The sequence below is a fragment of the Tessaracoccus sp. genome, assembly GCF_016714275.1.
GTDB lineage: Bacteria > Actinomycetota > Actinomycetes > Propionibacteriales > Propionibacteriaceae > Arachnia.
In genome coordinates this window covers 107,225-124,269 of the sequence record NZ_JADJNP010000001.1, presented here as the reverse complement: position 1 = coordinate 124,269, position 17,045 = coordinate 107,225, and the positions used below count along the sequence as shown (strand labels likewise).

General features: G+C 65.9%; 22 protein-coding genes. 20 read left to right on the top strand and 2 right to left on the bottom strand.

The features are described 5' to 3' along the window. The 3 genes from rplP to rpsQ are packed head-to-tail and all read left to right on the top strand — an operon-like array spanning position 1 to position 934. Positions 1-420: a 50S ribosomal protein L16 gene (gene rplP, locus IPJ61_RS00615; protein ID WP_297102001.1), complete on the top strand. Its 420-nt coding sequence runs from the start codon at positions 1-3 to the stop codon at positions 418-420. Next, positions 420-653 carry a 50S ribosomal protein L29 gene (rpmC, locus tag IPJ61_RS00610; protein ID WP_297102000.1) on the top strand — a complete coding sequence of 78 codons (234 nt, stop codon included), beginning with the start codon at positions 420-422 and terminating at the stop codon, positions 651-653. Before rplP ends, rpmC begins: the two co-directional genes overlap by 1 nt. A gap of 2 nt (positions 654-655) precedes the next feature. After that, positions 656-934 carry a 30S ribosomal protein S17 gene (rpsQ, locus tag IPJ61_RS00605; RefSeq protein ID WP_297101997.1) on the top strand — a complete coding sequence of 93 codons (279 nt, stop codon included), beginning with the start codon at positions 656-658 and terminating at the stop codon, positions 932-934. Positions 935-1,000: 66 nt separating this feature from the next. On the opposite strand, the gene IPJ61_RS00600 is transcribed toward rpsQ, so the two are convergent. Beyond that, positions 1,001-1,396: a phage holin family protein gene (locus tag IPJ61_RS00600; protein ID WP_297101995.1), complete on the bottom strand. Its 396-nt coding sequence runs from the start codon at positions 1,394-1,396 to the stop codon at positions 1,001-1,003. Positions 1,397-1,467: 71 nt separating this feature from the next. Between IPJ61_RS00600 and IPJ61_RS00595 the strand changes: the two genes are divergently transcribed. Further along, the gene (locus IPJ61_RS00595; RefSeq protein WP_297101994.1) at positions 1,468-4,944 is read left to right on the top strand and encodes an ABC transporter ATP-binding protein/permease; all 3,477 of its coding nucleotides are present in this window, start codon (positions 1,468-1,470) and stop codon (positions 4,942-4,944) included. Positions 4,945-5,093: 149 nt separating this feature from the next. After that, positions 5,094-5,678, top strand: coding sequence for a hypothetical protein (locus IPJ61_RS00590; RefSeq protein ID WP_297101992.1), 585 nt, complete (start codon positions 5,094-5,096; stop codon positions 5,676-5,678). A 149-nt stretch (positions 5,679-5,827) separates the two neighbouring features. Here the strand turns inward: IPJ61_RS00590 and IPJ61_RS00585 are convergent, their stop codons facing one another. Next, the gene (locus IPJ61_RS00585) at positions 5,828-7,219 is read right to left on the bottom strand and encodes an IS1380 family transposase (protein WP_297105453.1); all 1,392 of its coding nucleotides are present in this window, start codon (positions 7,217-7,219) and stop codon (positions 5,828-5,830) included. Positions 7,220-7,383: 164 nt separating this feature from the next. Here IPJ61_RS00585 and IPJ61_RS00580 point away from each other — a divergent pair, with 164 nt between their 5' ends. The 15 genes from IPJ61_RS00580 to map all read left to right on the top strand — a co-directional run bounded on the left by IPJ61_RS00580 (position 7,384) and on the right by map (position 17,026). Next, a complete protein-coding gene (locus tag IPJ61_RS00580) occupies positions 7,384-8,310 on the top strand; it encodes a hypothetical protein (protein ID WP_297101990.1) in 927 nt (308 codons plus the stop codon). 238 nt (positions 8,311-8,548) lie between these two features. Beyond that, on the top strand, positions 8,549-9,517 hold the full coding sequence (locus IPJ61_RS00575; protein WP_297101988.1) for a type IV toxin-antitoxin system AbiEi family antitoxin domain-containing protein: 969 nt from the start codon (positions 8,549-8,551) through the stop codon (positions 9,515-9,517). A gap of 390 nt (positions 9,518-9,907) precedes the next feature. Then, positions 9,908-10,276, top strand: coding sequence for a 50S ribosomal protein L14 (gene rplN, locus IPJ61_RS00570; protein WP_297101987.1), 369 nt, complete (start codon positions 9,908-9,910; stop codon positions 10,274-10,276). Position 10,277: 1 nt separating this feature from the next. Further along, on the top strand, positions 10,278-10,646 hold the full coding sequence (gene rplX / locus IPJ61_RS00565) for a 50S ribosomal protein L24 (RefSeq protein WP_297101985.1): 369 nt from the start codon (positions 10,278-10,280) through the stop codon (positions 10,644-10,646). Then, complete coding sequence (rplE, locus tag IPJ61_RS00560) at positions 10,646-11,266, top strand: 50S ribosomal protein L5 (RefSeq protein ID WP_297101983.1); 621 nt, start codon at positions 10,646-10,648, stop codon at positions 11,264-11,266. Before rplX ends, rplE begins: the two co-directional genes overlap by 1 nt. Before the next feature lie 8 nt (positions 11,267-11,274). Further along, entirely contained in the window at positions 11,275-11,460 is a 186-nt protein-coding gene (locus IPJ61_RS00555; protein WP_219080753.1) for a type Z 30S ribosomal protein S14, read from the top strand. 80 nt (positions 11,461-11,540) lie between these two features. Then, positions 11,541-11,945 carry a 30S ribosomal protein S8 gene (gene rpsH, locus IPJ61_RS00550; protein WP_297101979.1) on the top strand — a complete coding sequence of 135 codons (405 nt, stop codon included), beginning with the start codon at positions 11,541-11,543 and terminating at the stop codon, positions 11,943-11,945. 26 nt (positions 11,946-11,971) lie between these two features. Next, positions 11,972-12,514: a 50S ribosomal protein L6 gene (gene rplF, locus IPJ61_RS00545; protein ID WP_297101977.1), complete on the top strand. Its 543-nt coding sequence runs from the start codon at positions 11,972-11,974 to the stop codon at positions 12,512-12,514. Then, a complete protein-coding gene (rplR, locus tag IPJ61_RS00540; RefSeq protein WP_297101975.1) occupies positions 12,514-12,897 on the top strand; it encodes a 50S ribosomal protein L18 in 384 nt (127 codons plus the stop codon). Before rplF ends, rplR begins: the two co-directional genes overlap by 1 nt. A 25-nt stretch (positions 12,898-12,922) precedes the next feature. Next, positions 12,923-13,522 carry a 30S ribosomal protein S5 gene (gene rpsE, locus IPJ61_RS00535; RefSeq protein ID WP_297101973.1) on the top strand — a complete coding sequence of 200 codons (600 nt, stop codon included), beginning with the start codon at positions 12,923-12,925 and terminating at the stop codon, positions 13,520-13,522. Continuing rightward, a complete protein-coding gene (gene rpmD / locus IPJ61_RS00530) occupies positions 13,522-13,704 on the top strand; it encodes a 50S ribosomal protein L30 (RefSeq protein WP_297101971.1) in 183 nt (60 codons plus the stop codon). The genes rpsE and rpmD overlap by 1 nt, the downstream gene beginning before the upstream one ends. 2 nt (positions 13,705-13,706) lie before the next feature. Continuing rightward, positions 13,707-14,147 carry a 50S ribosomal protein L15 gene (gene rplO, locus IPJ61_RS00525; RefSeq protein WP_297101969.1) on the top strand — a complete coding sequence of 147 codons (441 nt, stop codon included), beginning with the start codon at positions 13,707-13,709 and terminating at the stop codon, positions 14,145-14,147. Between the two features lie 175 nt (positions 14,148-14,322). Further along, on the top strand, positions 14,323-15,633 hold the full coding sequence (gene secY, locus IPJ61_RS00520) for a preprotein translocase subunit SecY (protein WP_297101968.1): 1,311 nt from the start codon (positions 14,323-14,325) through the stop codon (positions 15,631-15,633). Beyond that, positions 15,630-16,208 carry an adenylate kinase gene (locus IPJ61_RS00515; RefSeq protein WP_297101966.1) on the top strand — a complete coding sequence of 193 codons (579 nt, stop codon included), beginning with the start codon at positions 15,630-15,632 and terminating at the stop codon, positions 16,206-16,208. The genes secY and IPJ61_RS00515 overlap by 4 nt, the downstream gene beginning before the upstream one ends. After that, a complete protein-coding gene (gene map, locus IPJ61_RS00510; RefSeq protein WP_297101964.1) occupies positions 16,205-17,026 on the top strand; it encodes a type I methionyl aminopeptidase in 822 nt (273 codons plus the stop codon). The genes IPJ61_RS00515 and map overlap by 4 nt, the downstream gene beginning before the upstream one ends. Positions 17,027-17,045: the final 19 nt, after the last annotated feature.

Here is a 17,045-nt window from a genome sequence, read left to right as displayed (position 1 = left end):
ATGCTGATTCCTCGTCGAGTCAAGTTCCGTAAGCAGCACCACCCCACGCGGCGTGGTGCGGCCAAGGGCGGCACCAAGCTGGCCTTCGGTGAGTACGGAATCCAGGCGCTCGAGTCCTCGTACATGACGAACCGTCAGATCGAGGCCGCTCGTATCGCCATGACCCGCCACATCAAGCGTGGCGGCAAGGTCTGGATCAACATCTACCCGGACCGCCCCCTGACCAAGAAGCCCGCCGAGACCCGCATGGGTTCCGGCAAGGGCTCGCCCGAGTGGTGGGTCGCCAACATCAAGCCGGGCCGCGTGCTGTTCGAGCTCTCCGGTGTGCCGGAGGACGTCGCCCGCGAGGCCATGCGTCTGGCTATCCACAAGCTGCCCTTCAAGGCACGCTTCATCAAGCGCGAAGCAGGTGAAAACTGATGAGCAAGACTCTCGCCGCACACGACCTGCGTGGTCTGTCGCGTGATCAGCTCAACGCCAAGGTCGTTGAGCTCAAGGAGGAGCTGTTCGGGCTCCGGTTCCAGGCTGCCACCGGCCAGCTGGAGTCGAGCGCCCGCCTGCGCTCCGTCCGTAAGGACATCGCCCGCATCTACACCGTGCTGCAGGAGCGCAACCTCGGCATCGTCGATGAGCCGGTTGTTGAGGAGAAGTGAATATGAGCGCTGAGAACACCACCCCCAAGGAGCGGGGCCGCCGCAAGGTCCTGCAGGGCGTCGTCGTGTCCGACAAGATGGACAAGACGATCGTCGTCCTCGTCGAGGACCGGGTCAAGCACCCGCTGTACGGCAAGGTCATGACCAAGTCGTCGCGCCTCAAGGCCCACGACGAGACCAACGACGCCGGCATCGGCGACCTGGTGCGCGTCATGGAGACCCGCCCGCTGTCGGCGCAGAAGCGCTGGCGTCTCGTCGAGATCCTCGAGCGCGCCAAGTGATCGAGAGGTCCTAGACCCACATCCACGGAGGCCGTCCCGCATCGCGGGGCGGCCTCCGTCGTCGTGTCAGGCGGTGTACTCGGCCTGCGGACGGGAGCTGCCGAGGAGGCCTCCGAGCAGCGCGCCGACGATCGAGATGATCAGGGCGCCCCAGAACGCGGGCCAGAACCCGTCGACGTGGAAGCCGAGGCCGACGAGGCCCGCGGCCCAGGACGTCAGCTGCAGCATGAGCGCGTTGATGACCAACAGGAACAGGCCGAGCGTCAACACGATCAGGCAGGCTCCGAGCACCTTGACGATGGGCGCGACGACGCTGTTGATCAGGCCGAAGACGAGGGCGACCCCGAGCAGCGTCATGACCTTGTCCGTTGTGTCGCTGCTGGTGAGGTTGATGCCGGGGACGAGCCAGACCGCGACGGCGGTCGCGATGGCGGTTGCGATAAGACGTGTGACGAACTCCATACCTCAAGAGTGCCACGCTGCTCGTTTCGGACGACCCGTAGTATTGCAGTGCCCCAGCCAGGAAGGTGCACATGCTCCAGCTCGTCGACGTCCGGAAGTCGTACCGGACGGGTGACTTCACCCAGGTGGCGCTGAAGGATGTATCGATCTCCTTCCGGGACAACGAGTTCGTGGCGATCCTCGGTGCGTCGGGTTCGGGCAAGACGACGCTGCTCAACATCGTCGGTGGCCTCGACCACTACGACTCCGGCAACCTCATCATCGACGGCGTGCCGACGTCGCATTACAAGGACCGCGACTGGGACACCTACCGCAACAACCGGATCGGGTTCGTCTTCCAGAGCTACAACCTGATTCCGCACCAGTCCGTGCTCGCCAACGTCGAGTTGGCGCTCACGCTCGCGGGCGTCTCGCCGGCGGAGCGGAAGCGCCGTGCGCGGGAGGCCTTGGAGCAGGTGGGTCTCGGCGACCACGTGCACAAGCGGCCCAACCAGCTGTCCGGCGGACAGATGCAGCGCGTCGCCATCGCCCGCGCCCTGATCAACGATCCCGAGATCCTGCTGGCCGACGAGCCCACCGGTGCGCTCGACTCCACCACCAGCGTCCAGATCATGGGGCTGCTGACGAGCATCGCCAAGGACCGTCTCGTCGTGATGGTGACCCACAACCCGGAGTTGGCGGAGGAGCACGCCACGCGGACGGTGCATCTGAGCGACGGCGTCGTCGTCGCCGACAGCGATCCCTTCGACCCCGCCGCGGCCGCGGCGGCGGCGGCGCCGACGGCGCGGCGGACCAGCATGTCGTTCCTGACGGCGGTCGCGCTGTCGTTCAACAACCTGATGACGAAGAAGGGGCGCACGCTGATGACGGCCTTCGCGGGCAGCATCGGCATCATCGGGATCGCCGCGATTCTCGCGCTCGCCAACGGCGTCAACGCCTACATCCAGGGCGTAGAGGAGGACACTCTCTCCCTATATCCGCTGACCATCCAGCGCCAGGGCATGGACATGACCGCCATGCTCGCGGCTTCGGCCGGCATCGTCGACGAGGCGAGCGGCAAGGGCGGTAACGGCGAATCGGATGTCCACGAGGTGCAGGTGATGGGGAAGATGTTCTCCAGCGTCGGCACGAACGACCTCGCCTCCCTGAAGACCTTCCTCGAGACCGGCGGCAGCGGGATCGAGGAGCACGTCAACGGCATCCTGTACTCCTACGACGTGACCCCGCAGATCTTCGCCTCCGACACCTCGGAGAAGGTGCGCCAGGTCAACCCCGACGCCGTCTTCAACGCCATGGGGTTCGCGTCGTCGACGTCGGCGTCGAGCCTGATGTCGTCGTCGATGAGCAGCGGCGTGTTCCGCGAGCTGGTGCCGGACCTGTCGCTGATCGACTCGCACTTCGACGTGGTGGCGGGCCGGTGGCCGACCGCCTACGACGAGACCGTGCTCGTGCTCACCCCCAGCGGCGGTGTCAGCGATCTCGCGCTTTACGCCATGGGCCTGCGCGACCCGTCCGAGCTCGACGCGATGGTCGACCAGGTCCTCAACGAGGAGACCGTTGAGACGCCGTCGGACCCGCTGAAGCTCGGCTATGACGACATCATGGGAGCGACGTTCAAGCTGGTCGCGGCCCCGGACCGCTACACCCACGACGACGAGTTCGACGTCTGGACCGATCGCAGCGGGGACAAGAAGCAGTTGAAGAAGCTCGTCGACAACGGCGAGGAGCTGCGCATCGCGGGCATCGTCAAGCCCAGCGACGACTCGTCGCGCCTGCCCCCGGGCATCTACTACACGCGCGCCTTGACCACGCACGTCGTCGATCAGGCCAACGCCTCCGAAATCGTGCAGAAGCAGATCGCGGATCCCTCCGTCGACGTGTTCACCGGCCGCGGCTTCGGTGAGGAGACCGACGAGTCCGAGTTCGACTTCTCCTCGCTGTTCAGTATCGACGAGGACGCCATCGCGAAGGCTTTCACGTTCGATCAGTCGAAGCTGAAGCTCGACATGTCCGGCCTGCAGTCGGGGCTCTCCGACATGGATCTCGGCCTCGCCGACATGAGCCTCGACCCGTCGAAGATGCCGGCGCTCGACGTCGACAAGATCCTTGGCCAGCTCGACCTCTCCAGCCTCATCACCATTCCCGACGCCCCGGACGCGGACCCGGACCCCGCACCCGGCGCGGATGTCGAGCAGATCACCCAGGCGGTGACGAAGCTGGTCGAGGGGTACGCGGCGTTCGCCGCCGCCAACGAACTCGACCCTGCCGATGTCGCGGCCACCTTGCCGGCGTTCCTCGAGACCCCGGAGGCGGCCGAGGCGCTCGCGGACGCGGGGGAGGGGATCGACGCCGAACTCGCCACGACCATCGTCGAGGGCTACGTGACGTTCGCGGCCAAGAACGAGCTCGATCCCGCCGACGTCGCCACGGCTCTTCCCGCGTTCCTGGCCTCGCCCGACGCCGCAGCGATCCTCGAGGCGCTGACGCCGCAGCCCAACCCGAACCCCGGCCTCGCGGAGCGCCTGGTGGAGGGCTACTTGGCGTTCGCCGTCGGGAAGGGGCTCGACCCCACCGACGCCGCGACGAACTTCCCCGCCTTCCTCGACTCTCCCGAGGGGAGGAAGCTGGTGGGGGAGGCCGCGGGGTACATCGACACGTCGGCACTTGAGGCGCAGCTCCAGGGCGTCCTTGCCGACTACATGCAGCAGGTGATGGCCGCGTACATGGGCGAGGTGTCGTCGAAGCTGACGTCCGCGCTGACGTCGCAGATCTCCTCTGCGCTGGAGACCAGCATGGGGCAGTTGGCCGACAACATGTCGGAAGCCATGGGCATCGACCAGGACGCCTTCATGGACGCGTTCAAGATGGAGCGCAACAAGGAGGAGCTGACGCAGCTGCTCGTGTCGATGGCGTCGACCCAGTCGGCGAGCTACGAGGCGAACCTCCGCAGGCTCGGCTGGGCGGACTTCGACAACCCGTCGCGGATCGACCTGTACCCGATCGACTTCGAGTCCAAGGAGCAGGTCACCCGGATCCTCGACGACTACAGCGACAGCATGCGCGCGAAGGGCCTCGAGGACCGCGCGATCACCTACTCGGACTTCGTCGGCGCCCTGATGGGCTCGGTGACCGACATCATCAACATGATCAGCTACGTGCTGATCGCGTTCGTGGCGATCTCCCTGGTGGTGAGCTCGATCATGATCGGCGTCATCACCTACATCTCGGTGCTGGAGCGGAAGAAGGAGATCGGCATCCTCCGCTCGATCGGTGCGAGCAAGCGCGATATCCGGCGCGTCTTCAACGCGGAGACCCTCATCATCGGCTTTGTTGCGGGTGCCCTCGGGGTCGCGATCACGTTCCTGATCACCATCCCCGCGAACGCGATCGTCTACTCGAACTTCGACGTCGAGAACATCGCCCAGCTGCCCTGGGCGGCCGCGGGCATCCTCGTCGTGATCAGCATGGCCCTCACCGCTCTCGCCGGCCTGCTCCCGGCCTCGGCCGCCTCGCGCAAGGACCCCGTCGAGGCCCTGCGCAGCGAGTAGACCTACTTCAGGTGGACTGTTCTCACGCCTCTTGACAGCGAGGATTGCGCCAAGAGTTGCGGGGGGGGGTAACCGGTACGGTCAACTGCATGGATCGGTTGGTCGTTCAAGGGGGAGACATGCGATTCAGGTCAAGGATTGCGGTTGCAGTGACGGCGTTCGTGTTGGCGCTCCAGACGGCAGCCATTCTGCCCAGCGCAGCCGAGTCAGCTTCGGCCCCTGTGCTAGAGAACGACTACCTTAGGATCAGCACGTCCGGCTGCCAGACGTTCCGGATCGAGAATCGCTCACATGACACAAAACTGTTCATGTCGACGTCGCACGGTGAGGTCCGAATCGGAGACTATGCGGGGGATGAGTGGGCTCATGAGGCGCAGCTAGTTGGGCGGTCTGATGACGCGACGCTGCGCGCCTTCTCCGGTGTCAGCAGTGTGCCTCTGACGATCGTATCCACCAACATGCAGTCTCAGCGTGCCGAGTCCTTTGAACTTCAGGTGCCGGTCAAGTGGTTCTGCCCCCAGGTGCCCACGAAGGATCCCCAGATAGCGGTCTCTTGCGTGGAAGGGGGCCTGCAGTTCACCAATCCTTCCGAACATTGGGCGGTCTACCTTGTCGCTGGATGGTGGAACGAGGAGACCGGCTATCACATCCTGGGGAACGACTTCGACGTCAAGCCTGGTGGCAGTTGGCTTAGGGAAGCCCGCGAAATTCCGGCTAACCTCGATCTTTCATGAGGGGCCCGTTTGGGGCTTGTCGGCGCCGGTGGCGTCGAGGCAGATCTGATTCTTGCAGGTGGGTGTGACAAGGCTCCGCGTGACGTCTGCGGTGCGGGTTTCCAGGCCGGGAGGTTTCAGGTTCGGGGGGACAGGGGGGGGCCCGGGGGTCAGGTCGCGGGTGCCGGTAGGTCTCGGAGGCGGCCGATGCCGTTGATGATCAGCTCGGCCCAGCGGGATTGTTCGGTGAGGTGCAGGACGACGCGGCGAGCGCGGCGGGCCAAGGTCGCGGGGATGGTGTAGAGGCGGTAGCGCAGCCGTTTCGGCTCCCAACGTCGGGCTTCATGGCCGGCCAGGGCCAGCATCCCGCTCCAGGCCTGCAGCTCGGAGGCCAGCGCCACGATCTGGCACCAGATCCGGTTGGCGTTGAACCCGTGCAGGGGGAGGTTGGTCAGGCCGGTGTCCTTGGCGATCCGGATCCGGTCCTCGCAGCGGGCGCGGCGACGATGCCTGAGCTCCAGGTCTTGCAGGGTGCCTGTGGTGGTGTTGGTGGCGAAGGCGGTGAGTCGGTAGCCGTCGACGTCATCGAAGCGGAGTTGAGCGCCGGGGTGGGGCCGTTCTCGGCGGACGATTACCCGCATCCCGGTAGGCCAGCCGTCGAGGTTGAGCAGGCCGGTGAAGTCGGCCAGATCCGCCCCTTCACGCGCCTCACCATCGGCGTTCAGGGCTGGGACCCAGACCCATTCGGGGACCTGTTGGTAGAGGGTGCTGGTGTCGAGTGGGAGCGTGAACCCGACCGAGTACGACACCCGATGAGTCGCGAGCCAGGCGGTGAAGTCCTTCGTGCCGCCGGCGCCGTCCGCGCGGACCAACACCTTCCGGCCGGGGCGGGGATTCTTCCCCGGGAGCTGCGCTAACGCGGCCTTGGTGACGGTGATGTGATCGGTGGCGGTGTTCGAGCCCGCGTTCCCGGGGCGTAGATGGACCACCAAGGCTTCGCCGGTGCCTTCGGGGCCGTGGTCGGCGAACGCCATCAACGGGTGGAACCCGAACCCTCGTTTGAACGTCGGCGCCGCCTGCTGTTTCTCCGAGTGTGCGGTGATCAGGGATGCGTCGAGATCGATCACCACAGGATCCTCGGCAGTGGCTGCGTGGTCGGGGGCATGCTGACCGGCCAGGGCCCAGGCTCTGGCGCGGGCCTGTTGCCGGGCTCCGGCGATCGCTTTGATGGCCTTGTCCGCGTCCTTGGCGAGGGTGGCGATGAGTCGGGACACGGTCGGGTCCGATGCCACCGGGCCGTAGACGCCTGGTTCGGCGCGCAGGGTAGCGAGGTCGCTCAACGCTTCACCACCGAGGACCAGTGACAGGGCGAGATCCAGGATGATTTTGCCCGGGTCGTGGACTGCCATCGGTTTGCGCCACCTGGTGAGCGCCTCGGACAGGGCCTGGTCGAGGCCGGCGGCGCGGATGGTTTCGGTCAACAGGATCCCGCCGGCCTGCCCGACCGCGGCCACCTTGGCGGTATCGACATGAGCCCTGGGATAGGAGCCGGTACTCTTCACCTCGAAGGTGCTCCTCACTTGTTGGACGATTTGTTCTTCGCAAAACACATCATCCCAAGTCAGGGGCACTTTCGCTATCTCAGGCCGCTACAGTCCACCCACCGTCATGAAAGCGCGAGGCTAACGCCCGGCTCTTCTACCGAGGCCCATGGGGTTGGGGTCTGATGCCGGGGAACGTCTTTAAGCAGGTTGGGGACCGGGAGTCTGAGGAGGGCTTTGAGATCCAGTGGGTCGATTGCGGACTCACCGAGGATCCGGTAGCGAACGAGGTAACCGCGGGGACACCGACGATCTCTGGAACAGTGAGGGTGGGCTCCACCCTGAGCGCTGTGCCGGGGGACTGGGGCCCGACGGGCGTCGCCGTCTCCTACCAGTGGCTCCGTGCGGGAACGGAGATCTCAGGCGCCACAGCCGCGACGTACAAGCTAGTCGCTGCCGATCAGGGCAGGAAGATCAGCGTGAAGGTGACCGGTGCATATGCGGGGTACAGGTCGGTGTCGAAGACCTCGGCCGAGACTGTCGCGGTCGCCGCGGCTATGCCGCCTGTTGGGTCGTTGACGGCTCCGACTCCGAGGATCACGGGCACGGTCGCCGTCGGGAAGAAGCTGACGGCGAAGCCGGGGACTTGGAGGCCGTCCGGCGTGAAACTGGCCTACCAGTGGTTGCGCTCCGGGAAGGCGATCAGGAAGGCGACGACGTCGACATACACGCTCGTGGCGGCCGACAAGGGCAAGAAGATCTCTGTGAGGGTCACTGGCTCGAAGCCCATGTACGCATCGGCGTCGAAGGTGTCGAAATCGACGACGGCCGTGAAGGTTGGGAAGTTGACGGCGACGCCGGTTCCGAAGATCACCGGCACGGCGAAGGTCGGCAAGACGCTGAAGGCCAAGGCCGGGAAGTGGAAGCCAGCGACGGTGGAGTTGTCGTATCAGTGGCAACGTGATGGGAAGAAGATCAAAGGCGCGACGAAGTCGTCCTACAAGCTGGCGAAGGCGGATAAGGGGAGGAAGATCACTGTGAAGGTGAAGGGTTCCGAGTCCGGGTTCACGTCGGTGACGAAGACCTCGAAGGCGACAGCGAAGGTCAAGTGAGCCTGGGATTACGGCGTTAGCGTGGCGGTAAACGTTCGATCCACGCATTGATCGACGTCAGCGTGCGTGTCAGAGTCAGATAGTTGACTTTGGCGTACACGCTAACCCTGGTCCTGGCTCACAGAGGACGTTTGCAGCCACGATGAAGGTCAGCTGCCTTGCGGGTGCCCGGCAGACTTATCCACAGGTAGCCCGGAGGGCCTTTCGCCGTATGGTGCGGGCGTGCATGATCAGGCGCATGGATAGGAAGACCTTCGCGACGTGGAGCCGTGAGCATCGCGGCGTCGTCACACGAGCTGAGCTGATCGACGCCGGGGTCAGCCCCGGGACGATCGCCAACCGCGTCGGCAACGGCGAGTGGCAGCGGCCGTTCCACGGCGTGCTCGTTCTGTCGTCGGAGCCGCCGTCAACAGAGCAACGGCTCCTCTGCGTCCAGAAGTGGACTGCTGGTCGGGCCGTGTTCTCACATCAGACCGCCGCCTACCTGCATGGCCTGCGCCGTGACCTGCCGCCAGTGCTTGAGGTTTCGACGCCGTCCTCGGTCGGTCTGCGCTCTACCGCCAGGTGTGCGGTTCGGCGCACCCGGGTCGCACTGACGAGAGTGGGGGATCCACCCAGAACCTGCCTGGAGCAGACGGTTGTAGACCTCGTCGACGATGCGGCCACTGCGTCCAGCGTGCTCGACCTCTTGATCAAGGCGATCCAGCGCGGCATGAGCGTGCCCCGCTTCCTCGGCTACCTCGCCAGATGTAGACGGGTACGCCACCGTGACTTCGTTCTCCGGGTAACAGCGGAGACCGCCGACGGCGTCGAGTCTCATCTTGAACTCGAGTACCTACGCCGAGTCGAGCGGGCGCACAATCTGCCCCGATCTGTCCGGCAGAAGCGGGAGCGGATTCGCGGGCGGTGGATTCGCTCCGACTGCTGGTATCCGGAGTTCGGGGTGCGGGCCGAACTCGACGGCGAACTCGCCCATCCGGGCAGGGCGACGGCCGACGACCTCATCCGCGACAACGACGTCCGCCTCGCGCTCGACGAGATCACGCTGCGTTACCGCTGGACACATGTCTGGGATGCGCCCTGCCTGGTGGCCGGTCAGGTCGCCGCCGCGCTCTACAAGCGTGGTTGGCAAGAAGCGTTACGCCCATGCTCCCCGGGATGCGGCGCTCCTGCGGTCTTCGCCTCGCTGACGGTTGACGCGGCCTGACCCTCGCAGCCGTCATTGTGGCTGCAAACGTTCACTGTGAGCCGGGACTCGTCTGCGTGTGCGTCAGAGTCAGATAGTTGACTTCGGCGTACACGTTGTCTGGTTCAGCCCTGCGGACAGGACGTTTTCAGCCACGGAAGTGATCCGACCGGGTCGGCGAGGCCTCCGGCCGTGGCTCGGCGACGGGCACGGCTGGGCGATTTCCCCGCGCTCGGGCCTGTGGGATAGACTGCCGAAGTTGTCTTGGGTCTGTGCCCCTTCGGGGGGACCTTTCCCAGACATCGCCACGGCCTCCTCTCCCTCGAGCTGGGGGTTGCCTCCTGGCAAAATCCAGGGGGTTCGTTTCTAGTTTCACTAGGCCTTTCGGAACCGGTGAGACAAGGAGAAGTAATGATCCAGCAGGAGTCGCGACTGAGGGTCGCCGACAACACTGGTGCCAAGGAGATCCTTTGCATCCGTGTGCTCGGTGGCTCCAAGCGCCGCTATGCGTACCTCGGCGACACGATCGTCGCCACCGTCAAGGATGCGATCCCTGGCGGCAACGTCAAGAAGGGCGACGTCGTCAAGGCCGTCGTCGTCCGCACCAAGAAGGAGCGTCGCCGCGCCGACGGTTCCTACATCAAGTTCGACGAGAACGCCGCCGTCATCCTGAAGAACGACGGGGAGCCCCGCGGCACCCGCATCTTCGGCCCGGTCGCGCGTGAGCTGCGTGAGAAGAAGTTCATGCGCATCGTCTCGCTCGCCCCGGAGGTGATCTGACATGAGTCTTCACGTCAAGAAGGGTGACCGCGTCAAGGTCATCTCGGGCAAGGACAAGGGCGTGGTCTCCGAGATCATCGCCGTCGACCCGAAGGCCGAGAAGGTCATCGTCCAGGGTGTCAACCTGGTCAAGCGTCACCGTCGCGAGTCGCAGGGCGCCAACGGCCAGCGCATCGAGGGCGGCATCATCACCGTCGAGGCCCCCATCCACGCCAGCAATGTGCAGCTCGTGGTGAAGGTCGACGGCAAGGAGGTCGTCACGCGCGTCGGTTACAAGCGTGTCGAGGTCACCAAGCGTCGCCCCGACGGCTCCGAGTACAAGGCCGAGCGCTCCGTGCGCATCGCGCGCAAGACCGGTGAGGAGATCTGATGAGCGAGACCACCACCATCCCGCGCCTCAAGGCGAAGTACCGCGAGACGATCGTGCCCGCGCTGCAGGAGGAGTTCACCTACTCCAACGTCATGCAGATCCCCGGCCTCACCAAGATCGTGGTGAACATGGGCGTCGGCGAGGCGGCCCGCGACTCGAAGATCATCGAGGGCGCCATCCGCGACCTGAAAGCGATCACCGGCCAGAAGCCGGCCGTGACGAAGGCCCGCAAGTCCATCGCGCAGTTCAAGCTGCGTGAGGGCCAGCCCATCGGCTGCCACGTGACCCTGCGCGGCGACCGCATGTGGGAGTTCGCCGACCGTCTCCTGACGCTCGCGCTGCCCCGTATCCGCGACTTCCGTGGCCTCAACGGCCGCCAGTTCGACGGCAACGGCAACTACACCTTCGGCCTCAACGAGCAGGTCATGTTCCTGGAGATCGACCAGGACAGGATCGACCGCGTGCGCGGCATGGACATCACGTTCGTGACCTCCGCCACCAACGACGAGGAGGGCCGCGCGCTGCTGAAGCACCTCGGCTTCCCCTTCAAGGCCGTCGACGACCCGAAGAAGCAGAAGGCCAAGCGCGGCCCCGCGTTCTACGCCAAGAAGAAGAAGTGAGCTGAGCAATGGCAAAGACAGCACTCAAGGTCAAGCAGTCCCGCAAGCCGAAGTTCGGCGTGCGCGCTTACACCCGCTGCCAGAAGTGCGGCCGACCCCACTCGGTCTACCGCAAGTTTGGTCTCTGCCGTGTCTGCCTGCGCGAGATGGCTCATGCCGGCGAGCTGCCCGGCGTGACCAAGTCGTCCTGGTGACCCGACCCACTTCATCGAAACATTAACTAACACCAGGTCCGGGCCTCCCGGAAACCGGTGTGAGAAAGAGGCAACAAGTCATGACGATGACTGATCCCATCGCGGACATGCTCACGCGTGTCCGCAACGCCAATCAGGCGTACCAGGAGACCACGTCCATGCCGTCGTCGAAGATCAAGGTGGGCATCGCTGAGATCCTAAAGCGCAACGGCTACATCGCCGGGTTCGAGCAGACCGAGGTCGAGGGCCAGGTCGGCAAGGTGCTCAAGGTCACCCTGAAGTACGGCGACTCCCGCGAGCGCTCGATCTCCGGGCTGCGCCGCATCAGCAAGCCGGGCCTGCGCGTCTACGCCAAGTCCAACGACCTGCCGAAGGTCCTCGGCGGCCTCGGCATCGCCATCATCTCCACCTCGCAGGGTCTTCTGACCGACCGCGAGGCGAAGGCCAAGTCCGTGGGCGGCGAAGTACTCGCCTACGTCTGGTGACCCGGCGAAGGTAAGGAGAAAAGAACATGTCACGAATTGGCAGGCTCCCCATCGCCGTCCCGTCCGGTGTTGATGTGAAGCTCGACGGCCGTCAGGTCGACGTCAAGGGCCCCAAGGGTGCCCTGACGCTCACCGTCGCCGAGCCCATCACGATCGCCAAGAACGAGGCCGGTCAGCTTGAGGTCGCGCGCCCGAACGACGAGCGGCAGTCCCGCTCGCTGCACGGCCTGACCCGCACGCTGGTCAGCAACATGATCGTCGGCGTCACCGATGGCTACGAGAAGAAGCTCGAGATCGTCGGCGTCGGCTACCGCGTCATCTCCAAGGGTCCGCAGCAGCTCGAGTTCGCGCTCGGCTTCTCGCACCCCGTGGTCGTCAACGCGCCGCAGGGCATCGAGTTCACCGTCGAGACCCCGACCCGGTTCACGGTCAAGGGCATCGACAAGCAGCTCGTCGGCGAGGTCGCGGCGAACATCCGCAAGATCCGCAAGCCTGAGCCCTACAAGGGCAAGGGCGTCCGCTACGCGGGCGAGCACGTCCGCCGCAAGGCTGGAAAGGCTGGCAAGTAATGGCCATCTCCATCAAGCACAGCAAGACGCTGGCCCCGAAGTCCGCCTCGCGGGCTCGCCGTCAGCTGCGCGGCCGCAAGAAGATCAACGGCTCGGCCGAGCGTCCCCGCCTCGTCGTCACGCGCTCCGCGCGTCACCTGTTCGTTCAGGTGATCGACGACGTCCAGGGCGTCACGCTCGTGTCGGCGTCGACCATGGAGGCCGACCTGCGTGCGGCCGCCGGCGACAAGTCCTCGAAGGCCGCCCAGGTCGGCACCCTGATCGCCGAGCGCGCCAAGGCTGCCGGGGTCGAGCAGGTCGTCTTCGACCGTGCGGGTAACAAGTACCACGGGCGGATCGCGGCTCTGGCCGACGCTGCCCGCGAGGCCGGCCTCGGCTTCTGATACGACGAAAGGAAAGGTAATCACGATGAGTGAGACCCAGCAGCGCCGTTCCGGCGGCGGGGACCGTCGTGGCCGTGACGATCGTCGTGGCCAGGCCCCCAAGGAAGAAAGCAAGTACCTCGAGCGCGTGGTGACCATCAACCGTGTCGCCAAGGTCGTCCAGGGTGGTCGTCGCTTCAGCTTCACCGCACTGGTCGTCGTCGGCGACGGCGAGGGCATGGTCGGCGTCGGCTACGGCAAGGCGAAGGAGGTGCCGGCCGCGATCGCCAAGGGCGTGGAGGAGGCCAAGAAGCACTTCTTCCGCGTGCCGCTGATCCAGCGCACCATCCCGCACCCCGTGCAGGGCGAGAAGGCGGCCGGCGTGGTGCTCCTGCGCCCGGCGTCGCCTGGTACCGGCGTCATCGCCGGTGGCTCGGCTCGTGCGGTGCTCGAGTGCGCCGGCGTGCAGGACGTGCTCGCCAAGTCGCTCGGCTCGCCGAACGCGATCAACGTGGTGCATGCCACGGTCGACGCGCTCAAGCAGCTCGAGACGCCTGAGGCCGTCGCCAAGCGCCGCGGCATGGCGGTTGAGGATGTCGCTCCGGCGGCCCTTCTCCGCGCTGCCAAGGAGGAGGTGGCCAAGTAATGGCTGAACTGAAGATCACCCAGGCAAAGTCTGGGGTGGGTGGCAAGGACTACCAGCGCGCGACGCTGCGTACCCTCGGCCTCAAGCGCATCGGCGACTCGGTGGTCCGTGAGGATCGTCCCGAGGTCCTCGGCATGATCCGCACGGTCGCCCACCTCGTTACCGTGGAAGAGGTGAAGTGACCATGTCGCTCAAGCTGCACCACCTGCGTCCCGCCCCGGGCGCCAAGACGGAGAAGACCCGTGTTGGCCGCGGTGAGGGATCCAAGGGTAAGACCGCCGGTCGCGGCACCAAGGGCACCGGCGCTCGCAAGAACGTCCCCGCCAACTTCGAGGGTGGCCAGATGCCGCTCCACATGCGCCTGCCGAAGCTGAAGGGGTTCAAGAACCCGTTCCGCGTCGAGTACCAGGTCGTCAACGTGGGCCGCATCGCCGAGCTGTTCCCGCAGGGTGGGGCCGTCTCGGTCGCCGACCTCGTCGAGGCCGGCGCTGTGCGTGACGGCGCGCTCGTCAAGGTGCTCGGCACCGGCGACGTGTCCGTGGCCCTGACCGTCACCGCCAACGCCTTCTCCGGCTCCGCCAAGGAGAAGCTGGAGGCCGCGGGCGGCTCCGCTGCCCTCGTCTGAGGACAGCTGACACACATACCGCCGACGGGGCGGGACCGGGTTTACCGGTCCCGCCCCGTCGGCGTCTTGAGATCGCAACTTTGGTGGCCTGCCGCGTGGTTGGTAGGCTGCGGGGGTTGCCGTGCCGTGACCGGCTCCGCAGCGCCCAAAACGATCGTCGAAAGTAGTATTTCGAATGCTGTCCGCCCTCGCTAACGCGTTGAAGACTCCGGATCTTCGCAAGAAGCTCCTCTTCACGCTCGGCATCCTCGCCGTGTTCCGCTTCGGATCCACGCTCCCGTCGCCGAACGTGAACATGGGCCGCATCAGGGAGTGTCTGGAAATCTCCGCTCAGGGCGACCAGGCGGGCATCTACTCGATCATCAACCTGTTCTCCGGCGGAGCGCTGCTCCAGCTGACGATCTTCGCGCTGGGCATCATGCCCTACATCACGGCGTCGATCATCCTCCAGCTGCTCACCGTCGTCATTCCTCGCCTCGAGACCCTCAAGAAGGAGGGTGCCTCGGGCACGCAGAAGATCACCGAGTACACGCGCTATCTGACGCTGGTGTTGGCGGTCCTCAACGCGACGGCCTTCGTGACGCTCGCGCGCACGGGCCAGCTCTTCACCGGCTGTGAGGGCATCCTGTACTCCGACGAGCTGTTGCCGCTGGTCACGATGGTCATGATCATGACGGCAGGCACCGGCATCATCATGTGGATGGGCGAGCTGATCACCGACCGCGGCGTCGGCAACGGCATGTCCATCATGATCTTCACCCAGATCGCGGCCAGCTTCCCGGCGGGTCTCTGGGCCGTCAAGATCGGCAAGCCCGGAGCGACCGGCTGGTTCCTCTTCTTCGCCGTCATCGGCGTCGGCCTCCTGGTGATGCTGGCCATCGTCTGGATCGAGCAGGGCCAGCGACGCATCCCCGTCCAGTACGCCAAGCGGATGGTCGGTCGTCGCCTCGTCGGCGGGTCGACGACCTACATTCCGCTGAAGGTCAACCAGTCGGGCGTCATCCCCGTCATCTTCGCGTCGTCGATCATGTACCTCCCGGTGCTGTACGCCACCTTCCGGCCCGAGGGCGCCTTCTCCGAGTGGGTCGCGCTTCACTTCAGCGGTCAGACCCATTCGTGGGTGTACACGCTCACTCAGTTCTTCCTCATCATCGCGTTCTGCTACTTCTACGTGTCGATCACCTTCAACCCCGAAGAGGTCTCGGACAACATGAAGAAGTACGGCGGCTTCATCCCCGGCATCCGCGCGGGCAAGCCGACGGAGAACTACCTGGCTTACGTGCTGTCGCGGCTCACGGCGCCCGGCTCGCTGTATCTGGCGGTCATCGCGCTCATCCCGACCCTCGCCTTCGTGCTCGTCGGCGCGGGACAGAACTTCCCGTTCGGTGGCACCTCGATCCTCATCATCGTCGGCGTCGGCCTTGACACCGTGAAGAAGATCGAGAGCCAGCTCCAGCAGCGCAACTACGAGGGCTTCCTCAGGTGAGGTTGCTGATCATGGGTGCTCCCGGCGCGGGCAAGGGCACTCAGGCGACGGCGCTGGCCGAGCGCTACCACGTACCCGCGATCTCCACCGGGGACATCTTCCGCTACCACATCAAGAACCGGACGCCGTTGGGCGTGAAGGTGAAGGCGCTGATCGACGCGGGCGAGTACGTACCGGACGACGTGACCGAGGAGATCGTCGCCGTGCGCCTCGCGGAGCCCGACTGCGCGGGAGGGTTCCTCCTCGACGGCTTTCCCCGCACGATGCACCAGGTGCACTTCCTGGACGACTACCTCAGGTCCCAGGGCGAGGCTCTCGACGTCGTGGTCTCGCTGCACGTGGAGGCTGAGGCGCTCGTGCAGCGGCTCCTGGCCCGCGCGAAGGTCGAGGGCCGCGCCGACGACAACGAGGACACCATTCGCCGCCGCATGGAGGTCTACGCGGGCGCGACGATGCCGCTGATCTTCCACTACGAGTTCCAGGGAATCCTTGTCGAGGTCGACGGAACCGGCTCCATCGAGGACGTGCAGCGCCGCATGTTCGCCCAGGTCGACGCCCACGCGGCCGCCCGGTGAGCAGGATCGAGGTCAAGACCCCCGAGCAGCTCGTCGCGATGCGACGCGCGGGCCTCGTGGTGGCCGAGGGACTCGCCGAGATGTGTGGGGCCGCCGCCGTCGGCGTCACCACGCTGGAGCTGGACGCCATCGGCCGTGAGGTGCTGGCCCGCAACGGCGCACTCTCGTCCTTCCTCGGGTACGGCGCCGACTACGGCGCCCCCTTCCCCGGCGTGGCCTGCATCTCCGTCAACGACGAACTCGTCCACGGCATCCCGCGCGATCGGGCGCTAGCCGACGGCGACGTCGTTTCGATCGACTTCGGGGCCATCGTCGACGGCTGGCACGGCGACGCAGCCCGCACTGTCATCGTCGGCACGGCGGACCCCGCCGATGTCGCCCTCGCCGAGGCGACGTGTGAGGCCATGTGGGCCGGAGCGCGGGCGATGCGGGCCGGCGGCAGGGTCGGTGACGTGTCGAAGGCCATCGAGGGCTACGTGAAGCGGCTGCCGACCCGCTACGGGACGCTGCGCGAGTACACCGGGCACGGCATCGGCTCCGAGATGCACATGGAGCCGGACGTGCCCAACTGGTACCGCCCGCGCCCGACGCCGCGGCTGGAGGTGGGCATGGCTCTTGCCATCGAACCCATGCTGACGCGCGGCACCCACCAGACCCGGGAGCTGGATGACGAGTGGACGGTCGTCAGCCGTGACGGCGCCCGTGGCGCGCACTGGGAGAACACCGTCGCCCTCACCCGCCGGGGCACCTGGGTGCTGACCGAGCCCGACGGTGGCGAGGCCCGCTTGGGCGATCGGTTCGGTCCGCTGGCCGACTGACCCCCGCGACGCCGTCGGG